The sequence below is a fragment of the Mycolicibacterium sphagni genome (assembly GCF_002250655.1).
Lineage (GTDB): Bacteria > Actinomycetota > Actinomycetes > Mycobacteriales > Mycobacteriaceae > Mycobacterium > Mycobacterium sphagni.
Window position 1 is genome coordinate 104827 of the sequence record NZ_NOZR01000009.1, and the last position, 18192, is coordinate 123018.

An 18192-nucleotide genomic window follows, 5' to 3' on the forward strand; every position below is an offset into this window, starting at 1 on the left:
CGCCGGGCCTACTCGCCGCTCGCCGCGTTGAGGGCGGCGACCTTGAAACCGGGGTCGGGAATGCCGTCGGGGAACCGTTGCAGCGCCGCGACGGCGACGTCGGCCAGCTGTTGCAGCGCTTCAACGACGTGTGGGTCCGGCTGACCTGGCCGCGCCCAATACACCCCGATGGCACCCATCGGATCAGCCCCGAGCATCGGCACCATGACCAGGCTGCGCACGAAGGTCGGGCGGTAGGCCTCCTGCGGGATCCGGTCGTCTCGCCGGGTGTCGGAGATCTGGACCACCGTGCGGTGGATCATCGCCCAGCCGCTGATGCAATCCGAGACCGGGAAACGCTGCCCCTTCCAGAGCGGACTCATCGAATCTTCGTCCGCGTAGTAACACATATCGTGGTCCAGCAGCACGAAGGTCGCGCCGTGCGCATCGGCAATCCGTCGCGCCGCAACCTTCACCACCTGCTGAACGTCCTCGAGCCGCTCGGCCGCCGTCAGCCGGGCCTCGATCTGGTCGATAACCTCCCCATTGCCGACCACAGCGTCGTCCCCTCCTGTCAACCCCCGACAGCTTTGTCTGCGACGTGAATACCCATTCTTCCAGCGTGAGCTGCTATTCGCCCCCTAACTGGGGATCGGCCTCCAGATGGGTCAGCCCGTTCCACATCAGGTTCACCAGGTGGGCGGCCACCACTTCTTTCTTCGGCTCTCGGGTGTCGAGCCACCATTGCGCGGTCATCGAGACCGAGCCGACCAGGGCCTGGCCGTAGAGCGGGGCTAATTCCGGGTCGAGGCCGCGCCGAGCGAAGTCGCCGGCCAGGATCGAGGACACCTGGCCGACGGCATCGTTGAGCAGGCTGGAGTAGGTGCCGGTGCTGATCGCTGCGGGCGAGTCGCGGATCAGGATTCGGAAGCCGTCGGTGCGCTCCTCGACGTAGGTCAGCAAGGCCAGCGCCACCCGCTCGACGCGAACCCGGGAGCGGTTGTTGGTCAGCGACGACGTGATCCCGTCGAGCAGGGCCGACATCTCGCGATCGACGACCACCGCGTACAGGCCTTCTTTACCGCCGAAGTGCTCGTAGACGACAGGCTTGGAGACGTTGGCGCGCTGGGCGATCTCCTCGATGGAGGTGCCCTCGTAGCCGCGCTCGGCGAACAACGTGCGGGCAACGTCGATCAGCTGACGCCGGCGTTCGGTGCCGGTCATCCTGGCGCGCGGGGCGCGAGGTTCCTTCTCCGGTGCTGCCACAAGGCTCAGCGTATTCCCGGGTCGCTTCGCTCCTGCTCCTACGGGTGTATTCGTTTGCACTAGAGTCTCAGGCGGACATTTCGGCCAGTCCGTCGTGGTGTAATCGGCAGCACCTCTGATTTTGGTTCAGATAGTTCAGGTTCGAGTCCTGGCGACGGAGCTCATAGGAGGGCGTAGTGACTACACATACCCATGCCGCCGTCCTGGTTTTGGCGGCCGGGTCCGGAACCCGGATGCGCTCGCAGACCCCGAAGGTTCTGCACACCCTCGGCGGACGCAGCATGATCGCCCACACCCTGCACGCAGTGGCCGCGCTGACGCCCGACCACATCGTGGTGGTTGTCGGGCATGGCCGCGAGCAGGTCAGTGCCGAGGTGCGCCGGGTCACCGGGGACAGCAGCGACGTCACCACGGTCGTGCAGGAAGAACAGCTCGGCACCGGCCACGCTGTCGGCGTCGGACTGTCCGTGCTGCCCGAAGATTTCACCGGCACCGTCGTCGTCACCACGGCCGATATACCGCTGCTCGACAGCGAAACATTGGTCGCCCTGACGAAATCCCACGCCGGGGCGGGTGTGACAGTCGTGACTACGACACTGCCCGATCCCACCGGCTACGGCCGCATCATCCGTGACGCCGACGGTGCGGTCGCCGCGATCGTCGAACATGCCGACGCCGACGAGGACCAACGCGCGGTCGCCGAGATCAATTCGGGGCTCTACGCGTTCGATGCGGCCGCGCTGCGATCGGCACTGTCCCGGCTGCGCACCGACAACGCCCAGGGCGAGCTCTATCTCACCGACGCCATCGCCTTGATCCGTGCCGACGGACTGGCCGTGCGCGCCCAGCACATCGCCGACCCCACGCTGGTCTCCGGCGTCAACGACCGCGTGCAACTCGCCGCGCTGGGAGCCGAGCTGAACCGGCGGATCATCGAACGCCACCAGCGTGCCGGCGTCACCGTCACCGACCCGACCACCACCTGGATCGACGTCGACGTCGAGATCGGACCCGACACCGTCATCGCCCCCGGCACCCAGCTTCTCGGCGCCACCTCGATCGGCTCCGGCTGCACCATCGGCCCGGACACCACACTCACCTCGATGGAGATCGGCGACGGCGCCACGGTCATCCGCACCCACGCAGAGCTGTCGGTGATCGGCGACCGGGCCACGGTCGGCCCGTTCACCTACCTGCGCCCCGGCACGCAACTCGGGACGGGCGGCAAGCTCGGGACATTCGTCGAAACCAAGAACGCCGTGATCGGGGCCGGCACCAAGGTGCCGCACCTGACCTACGTGGGCGACGCCGACATCGGCGAGCACAGCAACATCGGCGCATCCAGTGTGTTCGTCAACTACGACGGCGAGAACAAGAGCCGCACCACGATCGGGTCGCACGTGCGGACCGGATCGGACACGATGTTCGTCGCCCCGGTCACCATCGGCGACGGCGCCTACACCGGCGCGGGCACCGTGGTGCGCGACGACGTGCCACCCGGCGCGCTTGCCGTGTCGGCAGGGCCACAGCGCAACATTGAGGACTGGGTGCTGCGCAAGCGGCCCGGCAGTGCATCGGCGCAGGCCGCCGCCAAGGCCAAGCAGGCCGAATCGGGCGACCCCCGGAGGTGACCCGTCGTCGCCAGATGTTGCCTTTTTGGTAACCCGGGGACGTAGCACCGTACGATTGGCCCGTATCGATCTCCGACCGGCAAGGGCAGCACACAGTGGGCACGGACTGGACCGACAACCGCAAAAATCTGATGCTCTTCTCGGGCCGCGCGCACCAGGAGCTGGCCGAACAGGTGGCAAAAGAGCTCGACATCGAGGTCACCGCGCAGACCGCACGTGATTTCGCCAACGGTGAGATCTTCGTTCGCTTCGACGAATCGGTCCGCGGCTGCGACGCCTTCGTGCTGCAGTCCCATCCCGCGCCGCTGAACAAGTGGCTGATGGAACAGCTGATCATGATCGACGCGCTCAAACGCGGCAGCGCCAAGCGCATCACCGCGATCCTGCCGTTCTACCCGTACGCGCGTCAGGACAAGAAACACCGCGGCCGCGAACCGATCTCCGCGCGACTGGTGGCCGATCTGTACAAGACCGCAGGCGCCGACCGCATCGTCACCGTCGACCTGCACACCGATCAGATCCAGGGCTTCTTCGACGGGCCCGTGGACCACATGCGCGCCCAGCCGCTGCTGACCGGCTACATCAGGGAGAACTACAACTGCGAGGACGTCGTCGTGGTCTCGCCGGACTCGGGCCGAGTGCGTGTCGCCGAGAAGTGGGCCGACGCACTGGGCGGGACGCCCCTGGCGTTCATCCACAAGACCCGCGACCCGAAGGTGCCCAACCAGGTCGTGTCCAACCGGGTCGTCGGTGACGTGGCGGGCAAGACCTGTGTGCTGACCGACGACATGATCGACACCGGCGGCACCATCGCCGGCGCGGTCAAGCTGCTGCACAGGGACGGCGCCAAGGACGTCATCATCGCCGCCACCCACGGCGTGCTGTCCGATCCCGCCCGTGAGCGGCTGGCCGACAGTGGTGCGCGCGAGGTGATCGTCACCAACACGCTGCCCATCGAAGAAAGCAAGCGGTTCCCGCAGCTGACCGTATTGTCCATCGCCCCCCTGCTGGCCCGCACCATCCGTGCGGTCTTCGAAAATGGTTCGGTGACAGGCCTTTTCGACGGGGATGCGTAGCGTTGTCCAGCAAGATCTATCACAATCCGCGTTGCAGCACCTCCCGCAAGACCCTAGACCTGCTGCGCGACAACGGCATTGAGCCGACGGTCATCGAATACCTGAAGTCACCGCCGTCGCGCGCCGAGATCGCCAAGCTGATCGGAGATGCCGGCATCGATGTCCGCACGGCCGTCCGCAAGCGTGAATCCCTCTACAGTGAGCTGAATCTCGCCGAGGCAAGCGATGACGAACTGCTCGACGCCATGGCCGCCAACCCGATCCTGATCGAGCGCCCCTTCGTGTTGACGCCCAAGGGCACCCGGTTGGCCCGTCCGATCGAGACGGTGCACGACATTCTGTGAGAGCGCGAAGCGCAGCCGTGTCCATCGCGCTGGCCATGACAGTGGCGGCGTGCGGCACGACGCCGCCGGACTATTCCACGGTGTGGACCACACCGGCGACCACGATCGCAACCACCACCACTTCGGGCAAGCCGCAACCGATTGCCGAGTACCTCTACGGCCTCGGGGTCACCGGCGAGCAGGTTCCGCTGGACAAGCTCACCGACATCACGGTGACGCTGCCGCGGCCACCGGGCTGGACCAAGTACTCCAACTCGAACTTCTCCCCCGGCACCGAAGTGATCGCCAAGAACAACACCTATCCGACGGCGATGGTGCTGGTGTTCAGGCTCACCGGCAACTTCGACGTGAAAGAGGCACTCAAGCACGCCAGTGCCGATGCCGAGGTGTCGCAGAACTTCGTGAAGCTCAATTCGTCGGACGCCGATTTCGATGGCTTCCCGTCCTCGATGATCGAGGGCAGTTACGACCTCAACGGCAAGCGGCTGCACTCCTACAACCGGGTCGTCATCCCGGTGACCGGCGCCCCGAACTTCCAGCGCTACCTGGTGCAGCTGACGGTGACCACGCTGGCCGATCAGGCCGCGGCGGCTTCCGACGACGTCGAGGCGATCATCAAGGGCTTCACCGTCGCGGCGAAGTGACCGCGCCCTGAGCCCAATGGGCGGCCTCCTCGGCCGCTCGCCGCGCTGCGCCGCATCGTCGGCCCCCTAGAGTGGTCGGCATGAGTTGGACCGCCGCAGATCTGCCGTCGTTCGCCGGACGCACCGTCATCGTCACCGGAGCCAACAGCGGGTTGGGCCTGGTCACCGCTCGCGAGCTCGCCCGGGTCGGCGCGCACGTCACCCTGGCATGCCGCAATTCGGGCAAGGGCCAGGAAGCGGCCGCGACCATGACCGGCGACGTCGAGGTGCGCAGCCTCGATCTGCAGGACCTGGCCTCGATCAAGGAGTTCGCGGACGGCGTGTCGAGCGTCGACGTGCTGATCAACAACGCCGGCATCATGGCCGTGCCCTTCGCGACCACCAAGGACGGGTTCGAGAGCCAGATCGGCACCAACCACCTCGGTCACTTCGCGCTGACGAACCTGCTGCTGCCCAAGGTGACCGACCGTGTGGTCACGGTGTCGTCGTTCATGCACCTGCTGGGCAAGATCAGCCTCAAGGACCTGAACTGGAAAGCCCGCCCGTACTCGGCCTGGCTCGCCTACGGTCAGTCGAAGCTGGCCAACCTGCTGTTCACCCTCGAACTGCAGAAACGCCTGGATGCGGCCGGCTCGCCGCTGAAGTCCGACGCCGCGCATCCCGGCTACTCGGCCACCAACCTGCAGGGTCACACCGGCAACCGGTTAGGCACCAAGGTGTGGGACGCCGGCAATGCGCTGCTGGCCACCAGCGCCGACTTCGGCGCACGCCAGACGCTATATGCGGCCAGCCAGCAGCTGCCCGGTAACACCTTCATCGGCCCCAGGTTCGCCATGCGTGGTCCGACCGGACCGTCGCCGCGCAGTCCGCTGGCCAGCAACCAGGCCACCGCCAAAGCGTTGTGGCGGCTGTCTGAGCAGCTCACGGCCATCGAATTTCCACTCTGAGTCGCTCGTCGGCTACCCTGGTGCCCGCGTCACGGCGAGGGTGGTCCAGCCACCGTTATCGACGAGGCAACCTTTCGATTGGTGCCTGCCTTCTCCGTGCGGAAGACCACAACAGGCAACTCAGGAGCACCAATCATGGCCACAGGCAGCACCAATAAGCTCACCGCCGGCGTGCGGGACAAGGTCGGCAAGGGCGCATCGCGCCAAGCCCGCCGCGACGGCAAGGTTCCCGTCGTCCTCTACGGCCACGGTGACGACCCACAGCACCTCGAGCTCAACGCCCGTGATTTCGCCGCCGTCCTGCGGCACTCGGGCACCAACGCCGTGCTGGCCCTGGATATCAACGGCAAGGAGCAGCTGGCCCTGACCAAGGCGCTGGCCGTGCACCCGATCCGGCGCAACATCCAGCACGCCGACCTGCTGGTCGTCCGTCGCGGCGAAAAGGTCACCGTCGAGGTCAACGTCCAGCTCGAAGGCGAAGCCGCCTCCGGCACCCTGGTCACCCAGGACGCCACCGCGATCGAGATCGAGGCTGAAGCGCTGTCGATCCCCGAGCACCTCATCGTGTCGATCGAGGGCGCCGAGGAAGGCACCCAGATCACCGCCGGCCAGGTCGAGCTGCCCTCCGGTGTGACGCTGGTCAGCGATCCCGAACTGCTGCTGGTGAACATCGTCACCGCGCCGTCGGCCGAGGAGCTGGAGTCCGAGGGCGGCGGCGAGTCTGTCGAGGAGCAGGCCGCCGACGCGGCCGAGGCAGCCGGGGCTGCCGAGGGCGAGGGCGAGTCGGCCGAGGCCGAGTAAGCCCGAATGGCCGAACCCCTGCTGGTTGTCGGCCTCGGCAACCCGGGTCCGCAGTACGCCAAGACCCGGCACAACCTCGGCTTCATGGTGGCCGATCTGCTGGCCGCTCGCATGGGTGCACCGTTCAAGGTGCACAAGCGCTCCGGCGCGGAGATCGTGACCGGCCGGCTGGGGCACCGTCCCGTCGTGCTGGCCAAACCGCGTACCTACATGAACGAGTCGGGGCGCCAGGTCGGCCCGCTGGCGAAGTTCTACTCGGTGATGCCGGCTGACATCATCGTCGTCCACGACGAGCTCGACATCGACTTCGGCCGGATCCGGCTGAAGCTCGGTGGCGGCGAGGGCGGTCACAACGGTCTGCGGTCGGTGGCCAATTCGTTGGGCACCAAGAACTTCCAACGTGTCCGTATCGGGATCGGCCGGCCGCCGGGGCGCAAGGATCCGGCGGCCTACGTGCTGGAGAGCTTCAGCGCGGCCGAGCGCGAGGAGGTGCCGGCCATCTGTGAGCAGGCTGCCGATGCCACCGAGTTGTTGATCGAGGTCGGCCTGGAGACGGCGCAGAACCAGGTGCATGCCTGGTGACGCCGTAAGAATTCCCCGCAGGGTCGTCAGGATTCCGTAGAGATCGCTGACGCCGGGCCGTCTCCGCAGTAAACCTGAGTGCGTGAGGATTTCACGTGTTTGGGGTTCGTTCGACGCTTACCCGGCGCGCTACGGCGTGGCTCGCTACCGGCTGGTCGTCTTCCCGCCCGGGATCACTACCGGCGAACGACGGCTGCTGAGGGTGTGGCGCGGCTGGCCGCTGTGGGGCGCCGCGCTGTGGCTGGGCCTGCAGATCGGCGGGGCCATGGCGGGCATGCCCGAGACTGCACTGATCGGCGGTTCGATGGTCTACATCGCAGCTGGCGCAATCACTTTCGTGCTAGCCGGAGACACTCGGATGCGGGTACGCACAGTGTGGGCCACCTCCATCGCCGGTTACGGCGACCCCGAGGCCGACCGTCGATACTCGGCGTTGCGGGTGATGGCACGCGCCCTGGATCAGGCTGACCTCGATCTGGAAGAAGGCCGGATCGATCCGCTGCAACACGAAGCACGGTGGTGGCAGGTCTACGACGTTCTCGACACGATGGCGTCGGTCCCCTCACCGCGCACCAGCCACAACCCGAGCGCGACCAGCGCGGCCGCTTCGAATCCGGCGATCCCCCGTTCCACCAATCCGAGCGGGATCAACGTCCACCATCTCTGACCGGTCACTATGCCGGCCCCGATGGCCCCGAATAAAACTGCCAGCCAACCTATTCCGATCCCAGCCAGCCACCTGGCCGCCCGCGCGGTGAGCGCCTGGCCGCGAGCGATCAACAACACCGCCGGCGGCAGCGCGACGAACGCGACCAGGGAGGCGAAGCGGTGCACGGTGCCCGAAGCACTCGGCCCGGCGACCCAGTTGTGCTTGGGAAAGACGACGACAGCCAGCAGGCCGACCACCCACAGCATCATCAACACCGAACCGGCCGAGAGCGATTGCACTCGACCGGCGCGGATCAGGCCGTACAGCAGTGCGGCCGAGGCCCCGGCGAGCATCAGCACCGCCGCAACGAAAGCCCAACTGCCCGAGGTATACACGTATTCGGAGATGGTTGCCGCGCGTAATTCTCCGCGCCGAGACGGCGCTCTGCCGAGGGTAGCGTCCAGAGCGAGCACCGCGACCATCGCCACCACCGCACCGAATACGCCGATCCAGCCGAGCGCACGCACCATCGGCCCAGTTTACGCGCGACCCCTCACCCCGCTGTCCACAACCTTGATCGGTTTGTGCGGGAAGCGCCGCTCTGCGTACTCCTTGGCCGCCGAATTCGGCAGCACGTAAAGGGTTTCGGCCTTCTCCTGCAGCGGCCGCAGCACCAGGTCCATGAAGCCCTTGCGGTCATCGAGGTAGGGCTCGATGACGTCCTCGCCGGCCGGGCAGACTGCCAGACAGTAGGCGGCCTTGTAATTGGCCTTGAACGACAGGCTCTGCCACATTGACGCGTTCTCCGAATCGCTCACCCGGGAACGGAAGTCTGCGGCGTCGTCACTGTCGGCGATCGTCTGCACCCAGTCGGTGAACCCGCCCATGAACTCACGATAGTTGTGCACCGAGCAGGCCAGGAAGTCGAATGCGCCATCCTTCTTGATGGCGCCCACGGGGCAGGCCGCGACACACAGCTTGCATTCCAGACACGGCGAATAGTCCAGTGGGACACCGTAACCACTGACCGGCGCGTCGACCAGAATGGTGGCCAGCAGGATGAAGTTGCCGAATTTCGGGTGAATGACGTTGCGATGGATACCCATCACGCCCAGCCCTGCCGCCACCGCGACGGGCTTGTGCGCCACCACCCAGATCCGGCCCGGATACCGGTCCATCTCCATCGGGAAGGTGGCCGACGGATTGAGCACCCGGTGTCCGGCGTCCTGCAGCGCGCGGGTGATCCGGTGCGCGGCTTCGTTGATGAGCTCGCCCGTGCGGTGAAATTCCTGGTTGGCCACGCTGCGGGCGACGGAGCGCACATTGTCCCGGTTCATCCGTACCACCAGGCTGATGTAGCTCTTGGTCCCCGGCAGCGCGGCTTCGACGTGTTCGCGCTCGCCGGCCAGGTCGGGATTGTCCACGCTGGCGAAGGCCACATCGTCGGCGCCGGAGGCCAAGCAGAGCTCGCGCAGCCAGTCGGCGTCGATCACCCCAGCCGGTTCTGTGCGCGGGCGGGCGCGCACGGCTTGCACAGTCGGGTGTCCGTCCAGGCGCGGGTTCATAGCTAAGTACAGTACACCATACTCAGATGCGTCGACGTGATGGAGAACACCCCGGCGCGCGGAATATTGGTTACCTATGTAAAGTTGTGGAAGACCATGCTCTGTCTAGCCGCGCCCCCATTACCGCTCCCGACAGCGCATCTCGGCCCCGCGGCCGGAAGCGGGGGACGGAGCTGATGCGCCAGGGCCCGTTGGCAGGACGTTATCCGGCGGTCGCCGCGATGGTCACCCTCGCGCTGATCCCCTACCTCGCGCTGTCGGCCGCGTTCGATCCGCTGGTGCCGATCATCTCCGAGCAGCTGCACATGTCCACTCAGGCGATGGCCTTGAGCTCGGGACTGGGCAACGCGGCCTACGCCGTAGGCACCGTGCTCGCCGTCCAATTCGCCCAGCACCTGCCGCAGCGGCGCATGCTGCTCGCGTACGCGGTGGTGCTTGTCGTCGGCTCGGTGATCGCCGCCGCTGCGCCGAACGCCACGGCATTCATCGGCGGGCACGTGCTGCAGGGGCTGGCGACCAGCATGCTGCTGATCGCCGCCGCGCCGCCGCTCACCATCGGCTTCCCGCGGGACAAGCTGCGCAACACCGCGGTGATCATGAACATGTGCGTGTTCGGGGCCGTCGCCCTCGGACCGTTCGTCGGCGGCGTGCAGGCCGAGGCGCACGCCTGGCGACCGTTGTTCTGGATCGTCGCGGGCATCGCACTATTGGCGCTGATCCTGGCGGCGCTGACGTTCGACGACGCCCCGCCCGCCGATCGCGAGGCGCCGCGCGACCTGACCGCGATCGCGCTGGCGACCGTGGGGTGCACAGCCGCCTTCGTCGGCGCCTCGCTGCTGACCACCCATGAGTTCTCCGACCTTGCGGTCACGTTGCCGATGTTCGGCGGGCTGGCCTTGATTGTCACGCTGATCGTCTACCAGTTCCGGGCCCGTCGGCCGCTACTGACCATCCGGACGATGATGACGAGCGCCATCCCGGTCGCCGGCGTGGGCGTCGCCCTATTCGCCGCGGCCGCCTCGATCGCGGCGACCGCGCTGACCGCTTCGGTCTTCATGCAGCACTTCAGCCCGGTAGAAGTCGGACTCCTGTACTTACCCGAACTCGGCGGCGCTCTGGTGATGGCCCTGGTGTTCGGCGTGGTGATCTCCCGGCGCGCGATGCACTTCCTGCCGCTGGTCGGCATGGTGCTGCTGGCGGCCGGCATCGCGGTGTTCCGGGCGTCTCTCCCCGTGAATGTGCCGCTGGCACTTGTCGGTTCGGCGCTGACGGGCCTGGCTCTCGGTGCCACGGTCGCGCCCGCGTTGTTCGTCGCCGGGTTCTCCCTGCAGTCCAACAGCCTGCAGCGGGTGTTCGCGATCATCGAACTCCTGCGCGCGGTCGCGGCGTTCATGGTGGCCCCGATCTTCGCCCACCTGGCGACCCGCTACTCGGGCGATCTTCTGGAAGGCACTGGGGTCGCGTTGTGGGTCGGGTTCGGGCTCGCGATCGGTGGCGCGGTGTTCGGCGTCGCGGTCTACCTACTCAGCGGCGCACGGCCGCAAAAGCCGGACCTCGACGAGTTCCTCGACGGAGACTCCCCCGCCTGGTACTCGCCGCCCCTGCTGGCACGGCTGCGCGGCGTCCTACCGTCAGCGGGTCCCCTCGTCGCGGCCCGCCGGGCGGCAGCGACGACTCCACATAGCCATCCTTTCAACCCGGTCGGGCCGGTGCTGTTCGCATATGACGGTTCACAACTCGCCGACCATGCGATAACGGCAGCAGCTGAACAACTTTCGCCCCGCGACGCCGTCGTGGTCTGCGTGTGGCAGCCCGTCGAGGTCGGCTTCACACCACTGGACAACCAACCATTCGACGCCGACCGGGCCAGCCAGGTGCGGCTGGCCGCCGAGCGGACAGCCGCTCACGGCGCAGCACTGGCGGACGAGGCCGGGTTCCGATCGTGCAGTTTGGCGATCGAGGCATCGCCGACCTGGAAGGGCATCGTCGACGCCGCAGACCAGCACGGGGCCAGCATGATCGTCCTCGGTCCGCATCGCCGCAACGGCCTGCTCGGCCACCTTCAGGGAAGCGTCGCTGCGGCCGTCGTCGCCCACACCGCCATCCCGGTTCTCCTGATCCCAGAACCGTCCAGCAGATGCGCGAAAGAGAGACCGCCGGCCCGCGCCGACGCCAAGGTAGCGTCGGGGGCGTGAATACCCTGCAAGATCCAAAGGTGACCGCGGTCATCGACCGCATGTACGCCGAAGCAAGCCAGCAGATGACCCAGCTCCAGGAACGTGGCGCCCAGTTGGTCAAGGCGACCACGGCGCAGGAGCGCGCCGATGCGTTCAGCGATTTCTACCTGCCGGTGACCCCGGAGTCCGGCCGGCTGCTCTACACGCTGGTACGCGGTACCCGCCCCGGACTCGTAGTGGAGTTCGGAATGTCACTGGGGCTCTCGACGATTCATCTGGCCAGCGCGGTTCGCGACAACGGCGTCGGCCGGGTGGTGACCACCGAGATGAGTGCGGCGAAGGTCGCCACCGCCAGGTCCAGCTTCACCGACGTCGGACTCGGCGACCTGATCACCATCCTGGAGGGCGACGCGACGCAGACGCTGGCCGCAATCGACGAGCCGGTGAACTTCGTGCTGCTCGACGGCTGGAAAGACCTGTATGTGCCGGTCCTCAAGCTGTTGGAACCCAGGCTGAGCCCCGGCGCGCTCGTCGTCGCCGACAACACCGGGCTAGCGGACGCTCAGCCGTATGTCGACTACATCCGCGATCCGGCGAATGGCTATGTGGGCGTGAGCTTCCCGGTCCGGAACCACGACGCCATGGAGATCAGCTGCCGCGCCTGACACCAGGTTCGGTTGTCCGACCTAGGTGACCAGCGCCACCGAGTTGGCGCGACGCAGCTTGCCTGACGGAGTCTTCGGGATGGTGCCCGGGCCGAGGACCACGACATTGCGCGGCCGAACGTCGACCTCGGCGACTACCTCGTGGGCGACCTCGTGCTCGATGCGGCGCACCACGGCGGGGTCCTGCCAGGCGTTGGATTCGACTGCGACCGCGAATGTTTCGCGCGAGTGGCCCGCATCGAGCCGCACCGCGACAGCGCATCCGGGGCGCACCCCTTCGACGCGGCTGGCGGCTCGTTCGATGTCGGTCGGGTAGATGTTGCGCCCGGCCATGATGATCACGTCCTTGACGCGACCGCACACCACGACGTGGCCGTTCTCCAGCAGGTAGCCCAGGTCACCGGTGTCGTACCAGCCGTTCTCATCCTGGGCCGGCACGAAGCCGCCCATGGTGATGTAGCCCGGAGTCAGTGACTCACCACGCAACTCGATGATGCCCACGCCGCGGGCCGGCAACACGTTGCCGTCCTCGTCGACGATGCGCGCCTCGAGATCGGTCAGCAACGGGCCCAGCGTAGCCAGGCGGCGAGTGTTGCCCTTGGAGGAGGGCACCGCGCGCCGCAGAGCGGCCAGCAGATCGGCGTCGACCTCGTCAACGACCAGGCCGGCGTCACATTCGGAGAACGACACCGCCAGCGTCGTCTCGGCCATGCCGTAGGCCGGCAGGATGGCCGATTCCCGCAGCCCGAACGGCCGGCCGGCGTCCAGCAGGTCCTCGACGTCGGCAGGCTCGACCGGCTCGGCGCCTGACAGCGCGAAGCGCAAGGTGGACAGGTCGAACTCGCCGGGCTTGGCCTGGCGGCGCAGCCGCTTGGCGAACAGCGCGTAGGCGAAGTTCGGCGCCGCGGTCATGGTGCCCTTGTACTTGTCGATGAGCTTGGCCCACAGCAGCGTGTCGCGCAGGAAGTCCATCGGGGTGACCTTGACCAGCTCGGCACCGAAGTACATCGGGATGGTGAGGAAGCCGACCATGCCCATGTCGTGGAAGCAGGGCAGCCAGCTGATCATCACGTCGTTGTCGATGTCGTACTTGGCGCCGATGAACATCGCCTCGGCGTTGGAGTGGATGTTGCGGTGGGTGATGACCACGGCCTTGGGAGATCCGGTCGATCCAGACGTCAGCTGCATGAGGGCGACATCGTCTTCGGAGGTCTCGACCGGGTCGATGGGCTCGGCGGCCAGCAGCGCCTCGACGGTGAGCACCGTGACGCCGCGTTCTTCGAGCACCGGCACCGCGACGAGGAACGGGTCGGAGACGATGACGGCCTTGGCCTCGATCATGTCGATGACGGTGGCGGTGTCCTTGGCCCACTGCTCGAGGTCGGTGCGCGGGGTGGGCTGGTGCAGCATCGTCAGGCTGGCGCCGCGCATCCACAGCGCCTGGGCGGTCGGCGCGATCTCCACCGGCGCTCCGGCCAGGACGCCCACTGCATCACCGAGGCTGATCCCGGCGGCGGCCAGGCCACCCGCGATGCGACGGGCACGTTCGTGCACCTCGCCCCACGTGTGCCGGACCGGCTCATGCGGCTCTCCGGTGACCATGCCCTTGGTACTGGTCACGGCATTGTGGAACATCTTGTCGGTGAAACGGCTCACGACGACCTCCTCGGCATCCGGAGCTGGTTGATCAGCGACGTTGAATTCATGCTCCACCTGCCGCAATGCACTGCATAGGAGGCACGCCAGTACGACTGGGGAGCGGTTTGATCTCGAAACGGTGATGGAACGACGAAAGTGCCGGTACCGCCGGGCACCGCCCGCCCCGGACCGGGGTGGGCGACTCGCACGTCTGCAGTGCCAGGCCGCTATTCATCACCGCCGCCATCTTAAACTTCCCTTAAGTTACTGCCAAGTTTTAGACGGTAATGAGAAGCGCGTCACAGTTTCCGGCGGGCAGGAGCGCAGCGACCCGGTGATTGATGGGGAGTCAGCTGGAGACGATGCGGGCACCGTGCACCGGCCCGCTGGCCACCCGCACGGTGCGGCACACGTCGGCGCCGGCCAGCTCGGTGCCGACGTCCACCGCAGCGCTCGCCGACTCGCACAGAAACGCGCAGGTCGGGCCGGACCCGGACACGATCCCGGCCAATGCCCCTGCCTCGGCACCGGCTCGCAGAGTGCGTCGCAAGCCAGGATTGAGACTCAACGCCGCCGCCTGCAGGTCGTTGCCCAGCAGGGCGGCCAGCTCGCGGGGGTCCCCCGAGGCCAGCGCGCCCAGCAGCGGCTCGGGGTCGCTCAGCCGGGGCGGAGTCCCCGTCTCACGCAGCCGGTCGATCTCTGCGTACACCGCGGCCGTCGACAATCCGCCCTGACCGAAGGCCAGCACCCAGTGAAAGGTGCTGCGGGCCAGAACCGTCGCCAGCTCCTCGCCGCGGCCGGTACCCAGCGCCGTGCCGCCGTGCAGTGCGAACGGGACGTCGCTGCCCAGTTGCGCGGCCAGCCCGTGCAGGTCGCGGCGCGGCACGCCCAGCTCCCAGAGGTTGTTCATGGCGACCAGCACGGCCGCGGCGTCGGCACTGCCGCCGGCCATCCCGCCGGCGACCGGGATCGACTTCTCGATGGTGATCTCGACATCGGGTACGCGCCCGACATGCTCGGCCATCAGCTCGGCGGCCCGCCAGGCGATGTTGCGCTCGTCGACGGGGAGATCGTCCGCGCCCTCACCCACCACGCGCAGCGAGAGCACGTCCGCGTTGCGCACGGTCACCTCGTCGACCAGCGAGACGGCGTGGAAGACGGTGACGAGTTCGTGATAGCCGTCGGCGCGGCGATCCCCGACCTCCAAGTAGAGGTTCACCTTGCCCGGGACACGCACGGTGACCGACCCGGTCGCCACCCATTCGGACGCGGTGGAGCCGTTGGATGGGGGCACCCGACGAGACTATCGCGCCGCCCCCGATTCGCCCTCCCGTCGCCGGCCCACGAACCTAGGGTCAAAGCGTGGTGCATCCCGGGCAGTCGTTCGCGGGCTATGCCGTCGAAAAGCTGCTGGGCCGCGGCGGCCAGGCGGCCGTCTACCGCGCGCGTGGTGCAGGTCAATCGCATCCGCTGGTGGCGTTGAAGGTGCTCGATGAGCAGCATCGCGATCAGGCCAGCGCCAACCGGCTGGCCCGGGAGTACCGCGTCGCCCACCGCTTGCGGCACCAGCACATCGTGGCCGTCTACGAGCACGGCGAGCACTGGATGACGATGCAGTACGTCGACGGCGGCAACGCGACTCGCCTGACGTCGCTGGAGACGAAGCTCGAGGCCCTCGGCCAGATCGCCGCCGCGCTCGATCACGCCCACCACGACGGGGTCGTGCACAGCGATGTAAAACCCGCGAATATCCTTGTGCATCGGGATTTTTCGCGATACGGCGCCACACTCATAGACTTCGGCGTCGCGCACATTCTCGCCGAGGACGTCTGGCACCGCTCCGCCCAGGTGGTGGCGTCGCTGCCCTATGCAGCTCCCGAACTCCTGCAGGGACGCCTACCTCAGGGCGCGACCGACGAATACGCGCTCGCCTGCACGGCACTGGAACTGCTCACCGGCGCACCGCCATTCGTCGCGGACAACCCGATGGCGCTCGTCGATGCGCACCTGCATCTGCCGCCACCAGAGGTATCGCGGCACATCCCATGGCTGTCACGGTCCTTCGACGTGGCCCTGGCCAGAGCAATCGCCAAAGATCCAGATCGGCGATACCCGTGCTGCACCGAGATGGTGCACGAACTCGCCGAGGCGGTACGCCGAAGCGCTCAGAACACCTGAGCGGGCCGCGAGGGGCCTTCCGAGGGATCGGTTGCGCCGGTGAAGTCGACAGAACGCTGCAACAACCGGACGAAATCGGCGACCGTCAGCGTCTCCCCACGACGAGCGGGGTCGATGCTGGCGGCCAGCAGGCGCTCGGCGGACTCGTTGCCGGTGCCGGCCCACTCCAGGAACGCGTTGCGGGCGGTCTTGCGGCGCTGCGCGAAGGCGATGTCTACCAGCTCGAAGACCTTCTGGCGGAAGCCGTCGTCGGCCGGCCACGGCGAGGTCTCGTGGCGGTCGATACGCACCAGGCCCGAGTACACCCGCGGGATGGGCCAGAACACCGTCGGCGACACCATGCCGTAGCGACGAACCTTGCCGAAGAACCGCACCTTGACGCTGGGCACTCCGTAGTCCTTGCCGCCGGGCTCAGCCGCCAGCCGCTCGGCCACCTCGGCCTGGACCATGACCATGACGGTGCGGATCGAGGGGAACTCGGCCAGCAGATGCAGCAGCGCCGGCACGGCGATGTTGTAGGGCAGGTTGGCCACTACGGCGGTGGGCTGCTCGATGAGGTCGGACCGCTCGATCCCGAGGATGTCCCGGTTCAGAACGGTCAGCCGGTGAATTTCGCTGTGCGAATGCTCAGCAACCGTCTTAGGCAGACGCGCGGCCAGTACCGGGTCGATCTCGATGGCGCTCACGGTGGCGCCACGATCCAGCAACGCCAACGTCAGCGAACCCAGGCCGGGCCCGACCTCCAGGACGTGGTCGTGCTTGTTAATGCCAGAAGCCGAGACAATACGACGCACGGTATTCGCGTCGTGTACGAAATTCTGGCCCAGAGATTTACGCGGCTTGAAGTCGAGTTCTTTGGCCAAGTTTCTGATCTCGGTACGCCCGAGCAGACGAATTGTCACGATGCACCCCTACCACACACGGGCCACGCTCCCCAGCCTTGTCGCGAACGCGTTACTTCAGCAATTGCGATTTGTTCTTCTCTTGTTGCCTGATCGGCACGGCTAGCATAGCGCAGACCGCCGTTTCTTTCCCAGGTGTTTTGGTCAAATTGCACACCACCGTAGTAACCGTTGCCGGTATTGATCGCCCAGTTTCCGCCGGCTTCGCACCTGGAAATGGCATCCCAAATGGGCCCGTTCTGCACCGGAGGGACCTCGGTCCCCGGCTTGGCGCCGACCCGGAGAACCGAATCACGTGCCGGCACAACAACGTTATTGGCAACGGGTAGCCGTCCGGTTTCCACACCGTTGACCGTCGCGACAGCAAAAGTCACGTCCTGCACACCGGGCGTTCCAGGATCCTGGACGACCTGGCGGCTCATATTCATCGTCGGATCTTCGATCCGCTGGGCCACCGGTGCCAGCGGCACCCGCTGGGTGACCTGTTCAACCCGGATCCTGGTCACCTGAATCTGCATCCCCGCGATGACCGGGGAGGACGCCGACGGCACCACCGAGTCGGCCTGTTCCAGCGGCACGCCTGCAGCGGCCAGCAGCCCAGCGACGTTTGGTGCGGCCAGGCGTACGGTGTTCACCACGCCACCGTCGTTGATCTGGACTGTCTTGGCGCTGACCACGGGCAGGGCCATGCCCTCCAGGGGCAGGCGGCTGCCGCGCGAGGCCGCGGCCGGCGCGGTATCGGTCATCCGCAGCTGCGCCAGCGCCTCGTCCACGGTCGACGCCGTGGTCCACACCTGCTTGGAATCCTGGCCATCCAGGGAGATCTGCAGCGGACGGCTGCGCCGCAGCACGATGGTCTCGGCATCGTTCACGTCCTGGTTGGCGCCGGGGAACAGGTCATCGCGCTCGCCGACGGTGTAACCGTTCTCCTCGACGACGTCGATGACCCGCGACTTCATCGTGCTGACCTTCATCTGGGCGCCGTCGATGTTCAGCGTGACGGTCTTCTCGGACATCACCGCGAACACCCCCGCGCCGGCCAGCGTGAGGAGCACGGCGGCGACGACGAGACGAAGGATCGGTGACGGCGACTGGTGGAGCTTGGTCAACGCATTCAACAGTTTCGATCCCGCCTAGGCACTAAACAA

At 66.9% G+C, this 18192-nt stretch carries 18 protein-coding genes, 1 tRNA gene and 1 pseudogene; 12 read left to right on the forward strand and 8 right to left on the reverse strand.

All coding sequences use genetic code 11. From position 1 onward, the window contains the following. Nucleotides 1-8: 8 nt before the first annotated feature. On the reverse strand, nt 9-557 hold the full coding sequence (locus CG716_RS12805; RefSeq protein ID WP_234817829.1) for a GAF domain-containing protein: 549 nt from the start codon (nt 555-557) through the stop codon (nt 9-11). Between the two features lie 52 nt (nt 558-609). Further along, nucleotides 610-1203 carry a TetR/AcrR family transcriptional regulator gene (locus CG716_RS12810; RefSeq protein WP_234817838.1) on the reverse strand — a complete coding sequence of 198 codons (594 nt, stop codon included), beginning with the start codon at nt 1201-1203 and terminating at the stop codon, nt 610-612. Between the two features lie 130 nt (nt 1204-1333). Between CG716_RS12810 and CG716_RS12815 the strand changes: the two genes are divergently transcribed. From CG716_RS12815 to CG716_RS31235, 9 genes and pseudogenes are all read left to right on the forward strand, one after another. Further along, nucleotides 1334-1405 (forward strand) — tRNA-Gln (locus CG716_RS12815). Nucleotides 1406-1478: 73 nt separating this feature from the next. Further along, on the forward strand, nt 1479-2876 hold the full coding sequence (gene glmU / locus CG716_RS12820; RefSeq protein ID WP_234817839.1) for a bifunctional UDP-N-acetylglucosamine diphosphorylase/glucosamine-1-phosphate N-acetyltransferase GlmU: 1398 nt from the start codon (nt 1479-1481) through the stop codon (nt 2874-2876). A 95-nt stretch (nt 2877-2971) separates the two neighbouring features. After that, nucleotides 2972-3952 (forward strand): ribose-phosphate diphosphokinase, encoded by a 981-nt coding sequence (locus tag CG716_RS12825; protein WP_094480041.1) that lies wholly within the window; start codon nt 2972-2974, stop codon nt 3950-3952. 2 nt (nt 3953-3954) lie between these two features. Beyond that, nucleotides 3955-4296 carry an arsenate reductase (glutaredoxin) gene (gene arsC, locus CG716_RS12830; protein WP_094480043.1) on the forward strand — a complete coding sequence of 114 codons (342 nt, stop codon included), beginning with the start codon at nt 3955-3957 and terminating at the stop codon, nt 4294-4296. Next, complete coding sequence (locus CG716_RS12835; protein ID WP_410431238.1) at nt 4293-4940, forward strand: LpqN/LpqT family lipoprotein; 648 nt, start codon at nt 4293-4295, stop codon at nt 4938-4940. The genes arsC and CG716_RS12835 overlap by 4 nt, the downstream gene beginning before the upstream one ends. Before the next feature lie 80 nt (nt 4941-5020). Continuing rightward, entirely contained in the window at nt 5021-5887 is an 867-nt protein-coding gene (locus CG716_RS12840; RefSeq protein WP_094480045.1) for an oxidoreductase, read from the forward strand. Nucleotides 5888-6022: 135 nt separating this feature from the next. Next, complete coding sequence (locus tag CG716_RS12845; protein WP_094480047.1) at nt 6023-6688, forward strand: 50S ribosomal protein L25/general stress protein Ctc; 666 nt, start codon at nt 6023-6025, stop codon at nt 6686-6688. A 6-nt stretch (nt 6689-6694) separates the two neighbouring features. Further along, entirely contained in the window at nt 6695-7270 is a 576-nt protein-coding gene (pth, locus tag CG716_RS12850; RefSeq protein ID WP_094480049.1) for an aminoacyl-tRNA hydrolase, read from the forward strand. 136 nt (nt 7271-7406) lie between these two features. Beyond that, nucleotides 7407-7760: pseudogene (locus tag CG716_RS31235) on the forward strand (DUF6611 family protein); the annotation flags it as partial. A gap of 38 nt (nt 7761-7798) precedes the next feature. Here CG716_RS31235 and CG716_RS12855 read toward each other — a convergent pair. Then, nucleotides 7799-8449, reverse strand: coding sequence for a DUF998 domain-containing protein (locus tag CG716_RS12855; protein ID WP_094480051.1), 651 nt, complete (start codon nt 8447-8449; stop codon nt 7799-7801). Nucleotides 8450-8458: 9 nt separating this feature from the next. Continuing rightward, a complete protein-coding gene (locus tag CG716_RS12860; RefSeq protein ID WP_094480053.1) occupies nt 8459-9484 on the reverse strand; it encodes an epoxyqueuosine reductase in 1026 nt (341 codons plus the stop codon). Nucleotides 9485-9660: 176 nt separating this feature from the next. Here CG716_RS12860 and CG716_RS12865 point away from each other — a divergent pair, with 176 nt between their 5' ends. Next, the gene (locus CG716_RS12865; protein WP_094480055.1) at nt 9661-11679 is read left to right on the forward strand and encodes a universal stress protein; all 2019 of its coding nucleotides are present in this window, start codon (nt 9661-9663) and stop codon (nt 11677-11679) included. Next, nucleotides 11622-12326: an O-methyltransferase gene (locus CG716_RS12870; protein ID WP_420093190.1), complete on the forward strand. Its 705-nt coding sequence runs from the start codon at nt 11622-11624 to the stop codon at nt 12324-12326. The genes CG716_RS12865 and CG716_RS12870 overlap by 58 nt, the downstream gene beginning before the upstream one ends. A gap of 21 nt (nt 12327-12347) precedes the next feature. On the opposite strand, the gene CG716_RS12875 is transcribed toward CG716_RS12870, so the two are convergent. Continuing rightward, complete coding sequence (locus CG716_RS12875; RefSeq protein WP_094480260.1) at nt 12348-13982, reverse strand: fatty acyl-AMP ligase; 1635 nt, start codon at nt 13980-13982, stop codon at nt 12348-12350. A gap of 331 nt (nt 13983-14313) precedes the next feature. Then, nucleotides 14314-15258, reverse strand: coding sequence for a 4-(cytidine 5'-diphospho)-2-C-methyl-D-erythritol kinase (locus CG716_RS12880; protein WP_094480057.1), 945 nt, complete (start codon nt 15256-15258; stop codon nt 14314-14316). Nucleotides 15259-15326: 68 nt separating this feature from the next. Between CG716_RS12880 and CG716_RS12885 the strand changes: the two genes are divergently transcribed. Continuing rightward, on the forward strand, nt 15327-16142 hold the full coding sequence (locus CG716_RS12885; protein WP_094480059.1) for a serine/threonine-protein kinase: 816 nt from the start codon (nt 15327-15329) through the stop codon (nt 16140-16142). Here the strand turns inward: CG716_RS12885 and rsmA are convergent. Further along, complete coding sequence (gene rsmA, locus CG716_RS12890; protein ID WP_094480061.1) at nt 16130-17044, reverse strand: 16S rRNA (adenine(1518)-N(6)/adenine(1519)-N(6))-dimethyltransferase RsmA; 915 nt, start codon at nt 17042-17044, stop codon at nt 16130-16132. The genes CG716_RS12885 and rsmA overlap by 13 nt on opposite strands. Continuing rightward, nucleotides 17041-18162 carry a resuscitation-promoting factor gene (locus CG716_RS12895; protein WP_094480063.1) on the reverse strand — a complete coding sequence of 374 codons (1122 nt, stop codon included), beginning with the start codon at nt 18160-18162 and terminating at the stop codon, nt 17041-17043. Before CG716_RS12895 ends, rsmA begins: the two co-directional genes overlap by 4 nt. Nucleotides 18163-18192 lie beyond the last annotated feature (30 nt).

Coding starts and splice junctions, on each gene's coding strand:
- CG716_RS12810 (WP_234817838.1), bottom strand. CDS start 1,203: ATGACCGGCACCGAACGCCGGCGTCAGCTGATCGACGTTGCCCGCACG.
- glmU (WP_234817839.1), top strand. CDS start 1,479: ATGCGCTCGCAGACCCCGAAGGTTCTGCACACCCTCGGCGGACGCAGC.
- CG716_RS12840 (WP_094480045.1), top strand. CDS start 5,021: ATGAGTTGGACCGCCGCAGATCTGCCGTCGTTCGCCGGACGCACCGTC.
- CG716_RS12845 (WP_094480047.1), top strand. CDS start 6,023: ATGGCCACAGGCAGCACCAATAAGCTCACCGCCGGCGTGCGGGACAAG.
- pth (WP_094480049.1), top strand. CDS start 6,695: ATGGCCGAACCCCTGCTGGTTGTCGGCCTCGGCAACCCGGGTCCGCAG.
- CG716_RS12855 (WP_094480051.1), bottom strand. CDS start 8,449: ATGGTGCGTGCGCTCGGCTGGATCGGCGTATTCGGTGCGGTGGTGGCG.
- CG716_RS12860 (WP_094480053.1), bottom strand. CDS start 9,484: ATGAACCCGCGCCTGGACGGACACCCGACTGTGCAAGCCGTGCGCGCC.
- CG716_RS12865 (WP_094480055.1), top strand. CDS start 9,661: ATGCGCCAGGGCCCGTTGGCAGGACGTTATCCGGCGGTCGCCGCGATG.
- CG716_RS12870 (WP_420093190.1), top strand. CDS start 11,622: ATGCGCGAAAGAGAGACCGCCGGCCCGCGCCGACGCCAAGGTAGCGTC.